Annotated in this window: 4 protein-coding genes; 3 read left to right on the top strand and 1 reads right to left on the bottom strand. The window is 42.9% G+C overall.

The annotated features are described in order from the left end of the window. The 3 genes from VNZ46_RS01790 to VNZ46_RS01780 form a co-directional block, all read left to right on the top strand. Positions 1 to 347: sigma-70 family RNA polymerase sigma factor (locus VNZ46_RS01790; RefSeq protein WP_325558355.1), on the top strand; the 347-nt coding region annotated here is incomplete at its 5' end. 4 nt (positions 348 to 351) lie between these two features. After that, positions 352 to 1,320: a FecR family protein gene (locus VNZ46_RS01785; RefSeq protein WP_325558354.1), complete on the top strand. Its 969-nt coding sequence runs from the start codon at positions 352 to 354 to the stop codon at positions 1,318 to 1,320. A 10-nt stretch (positions 1,321 to 1,330) separates the two neighbouring features. Continuing rightward, complete coding sequence (locus VNZ46_RS01780) at positions 1,331 to 2,977, top strand: carboxypeptidase-like regulatory domain-containing protein (protein WP_325558353.1); 1,647 nt, start codon at positions 1,331 to 1,333, stop codon at positions 2,975 to 2,977. On the opposite strand, the gene VNZ46_RS01775 is transcribed toward VNZ46_RS01780, so the two are convergent. Then, positions 2,964 to 4,263, bottom strand: a 1,300-nt coding sequence (locus VNZ46_RS01775) for a DUF4982 domain-containing protein (RefSeq protein WP_325558352.1), incomplete at its 5' end; no start/stop codon positions are given. The genes VNZ46_RS01780 and VNZ46_RS01775 overlap by 14 nt on opposite strands.

Raw genomic sequence — 4,263 nt, 5'->3', positions numbered from 1 at the left:
CGGTATATAATGAAAGTTTAAGCCAGCTCCGCCATCAGAAAGTGAAAGATACATTTCACGCTTATCAGACTCAGCATATGGAACAAGGAGATCTCGATGTCAGTCATCAACTACTGGCCATAGAATTAAACCAGCATATCCAGCGTGCCATTGCCGAATTGCCGGAGCAATGCCGCACCATTTTTCAGATGAGCCGTTTTGAGCAGCTCAAATATCAGCAAATTGCAGATGCACTGAACATCTCTATAAAAACAGTTGAAAATCAAATGGGGAAGGCACTGAAGGTTTTGAGAATTAAACTGGTCGAATTCCTTCCACTGATCATCTTCTTACTGTATCTAATATAATACCATGAACAACAACAATACCATAAACGATGGCCTGCTGGTCAAATACCTGATGAAGGAAGCAACTACTGGAGAAGTTCAGCAAGTGGAAACGTGGCTCAGGGACAGCAAGGAAAATCAGCAATATTTGAACGGGTTGCAACTGATCTGGGAAGAAAGTGCCAGCCTCGCAGAGGGCAGTGAGGAAGAAGAATCTGCTGCCTGGACTAAACTGGAAAACCGCCTGAACTTAAACACCCCCGTTGTTCCAAAACGCAGAATTTTTAACACTCTCTGGCTCCAAATTGCTGCAATCGTTTTGCTGATCTGCGGCCTGGGCTGGTTTGCGTCCTATTATTTCCGCAACCCAACAATCCTAACCCTGCAAAGCCATGCAGGTATACTCCGTAAGGTGCTACCCGACGGTTCAGAGATCACATTGAACAAAAATTCAGAAATCATCTATTCAAGCATCTTTAGAGGCAAGAACAGGCCGGTAAAATTGACAGGGGAAGCCTTTTTTAAAGTAAGCCCAGATAAAGAAAAACCCTTTATCATTACCGTAAATGAAATCACAGTTAAAGTAGTTGGCACCTCTTTTAACGTAAAAAACAGGAATAAAAAAACCGTTGTAGTGGTTGAAACGGGCATTGTACAGGTAAGCCGGGGGAACAGAACGGTAGAATTACATGCCGGAGAGCAAAGTATAATAGACAAAGATCAAACCGGCTTGTCTAAAGAAAAAACTCAAAGCAAATTGTATAACTATTACAGAACCAACGAACTGGAATGTGAACACACCCCTCTCCAGGAACTTGTTGATGTCCTGAATGAAATCCATCATAAAAATATTGTGATCGGTACAAACGCTTTAAAAAACAAAGAGATTACAGCCGATTTCAAGAACCAGTCGCTGGAAGAAATCATACAAGTCATTAAAGAGACATTTAAAATACAGGTAGAATATAAAAATCAACAGATTCTGCTAAAATAAAAGACGCTCCATGAAATTTTCATTTTATCATCCTCCTTTCTTCTTCTTGCTCCTGATCATCCTGACCGGACTTCATCCAACAGCCACTGCCCAGTCTTTGCTACATCGAACCATTTCAGTTAGATGTCAGAATCAACCATTAGGAAAGGTGATGAACCAGATAGAGGAAAAAGCAGGCTTACACTTCTCTTATCAAAGCAAGATCATTCCAAAAGACAGTCTGGTCAATTTTCAATGTACGGAACTGGCTATAAAAGAAGTACTGGACAAATTACTAGAGGAACGGTATGACTATTCTGAAACCCGAAATTTCATTATCCTGCGCTACGCGCCCAAACGCCTCTCTCTTGTACTAGATAAAGCCTGGGGCGACCAGGAAAAATATACCATAAAAGGTTATGTAATTGATGAGCATACCAGGCAAAAAATCCGCAATGCAAGCGTCTATGAAAGAAACCTTGCGCAAGCCACATTAACCGACGAAAACGGATATTTTGAAATCAGTCTTTCACATATTGATCAACCCATAGCACTCCGCATCAGCAAAGAGAATTACAAGGAACTGACCACTTATTATTTACTGGAAGTAAAAATACAGCAACCTGGCAAAACAATAAGAACAGAAGAAATATCCGAAGATCCTGGAGATCTGATCACTAATGGGCTTGCTCAGTTCCTGATCTCCTCTAAACAGCGGATACATGCGCTCAATCTCGGAAACATGATTTCTACTGCACCCTACCAGGCCTCTTTAACGCCTGCAATAAATACACATGGCAATTTTAGCGGGCAGATTGTAAATGAAATATCGCTCAATGTTGTTGGCGGATACAGTGCAGGTGTAAATGGCGTCGAAGTTGGAGGCATTTTCAATCTCAATAAAATGAATATGCGCGGTGTGCAGCTAGCAGGCATTTTTAATATCAACGGTGGCAAAGCCGACGGCCTTCAGCTGGCTGGCATTTATAACGATGTTAAAGGCAGCCGGACGGGGGTTCAAATTGCCGGCATATTTAATAATGTACAAAAGAATTCATCCGGCATTCAATTGGCCGGAATATTTAATACGGTTCACGGAACATCCAGTGGATTGCAAATGTCGGGTATTTTAAACCAGGCAGACCAACTTAGCGGTTTCCAGTTCGGCTTGATTAATGTAGCCCATTCTTCAACCGGCTATAGTTTAGGCTTACTAAATCTGATCAGCAATGGCTTTCAGCGCATCAGCATCAGTGCCAATGAAACGACAGCACTGAATCTAGCGCTGAAAACCGGAAACAACAACCTTTACACTTCACTGCTCACTGGTATGAACCTTAAAAAGGAAGAAAAACAATACCTTTTCGGCGCAGGGTTAGGAAAAGTGATCAATATGGGTAAAATGCTCAGCTTAAGTCCTGAACTAAGTTGCAGATATCTTTATCTGGGCAATTGGAAAGACGTCAATCTTTTAAATCGTTTAGATCTGGGTTTAAATTTCAGGCTTGCTGGTGGGCTCAGAATTACTACAGGCCCATCTTTAAATATTTATTATAGCGATCAACTTACAGTGAACCCCGGTTACACTGATATGATCCAGCGCAAAGATCAATTTAATTTATCCAACCCTAATCTAAAGGGTTGGATTGGATGGACGGCGGGAATTACCCTTTTTTAACATTAATGGAAATTGTAGACTTCATCAGCCCTTTACAAGCAGCTTCTAAATTCGTTACCCCGCCATCTTTCCCAGCCTGCAGAATAATCTGACACTTGCCATTAAACAAACTTCTTTTCCAGGTACCATTTTCGCTTTTATCCGATTCGTGACTGCTTGGATCCCCGTTGCCAACACCAATAATCTTTAGATCCCCTTTCAGAGAAAATTCAACAACTGAATTGGCATCAGGCACTTCCCTGCCCTGTTTGTCTAAGGCGGTTACGTTAACCACAACAGCATCTTTTCCGTCGGCGGTAATTTCCTGGCGGCTTGCCTTCATCACCAGGCGGTAAGCATCCCCTGTGGTCTCCACTTTTGCAGTCAGTTTTTTACCCTTTTTATAGGCCACAGCAGAAAGCGTTCCTGGTTGAAAAGGAATGCTCCATTTAAGATGACTGTTTTTGGGCATGGTTTTCTTTCCAAAACTTTTCCCGTTCAAAAACAGTTCTACCGTTTCCGCGTTGGTATTTACCCAAACCTCTACAGGTTGCCCTTCTTTTCCTTTCCAGTTCCAATGTGGAGAAAGGTGTAAAACGTCCCGATCGGTCCACCAGGATTGATAATAATAATATATATTTTTAGGAAAGCCACAAACATCCATTACACCAAAATGGGAATTGATATTAGGCCATTCATAAGGCGTAGGTTCGCCACGGTAATCAAATCCAGTCCAGATAAAACCGCCCATCCAATACGGATTCCCGGCCGCCAGTGTCCACCAGTCCTCAGCCTTGCTTGCCCACCATGGAGCCGTAATGTCCTGGTCCGGCACATAACCTGCAATGGAATCTTTCACATAAATCCCCCTTGTTGTCACCGTACTACCCATTTCTGTCCCAATCACGGCTTGACCAGGATGATCCCTGTGGTAATCTGCAACAGCAAATTGACGGTAATTGAATCCGCGAACCGGAATCACCTCATTAACGCCGGTAAACACATTGGCTAAATCGGCAGCATAAGTACTGGTACGGTATGGGTCAAGTTCCTTTTGCTTAGCCAGTAAAGTCTGAGCAATACGTTTACCAACGGAATTGGTTTGAATCAAACCTTCTTCGTTACCAATTGACCACATGAACACACTGGCGTGGTTCCGGTCCCTTTTAATCAGCTGTTCAAATTGCGATATATACTCGGGGCTGCTGTTCAGCAATCGCTGCTCATCCATCACCAACATCCCAAGGCTGTCACAGGCCTCAAGCAGCTCAGGTGTCGGTGCATGATGACTTGTCCGGTAGGCATTG

It is taken from the genome of Pedobacter sp., from assembly GCF_035566355.1.
In the GTDB taxonomy this organism is placed as follows: domain Bacteria; phylum Bacteroidota; class Bacteroidia; order Sphingobacteriales; family Sphingobacteriaceae; genus Pedobacter.
Note: the sequence above shows the minus strand (reverse complement) of the source record. Positions and strands in the feature narration are given on the sequence as shown.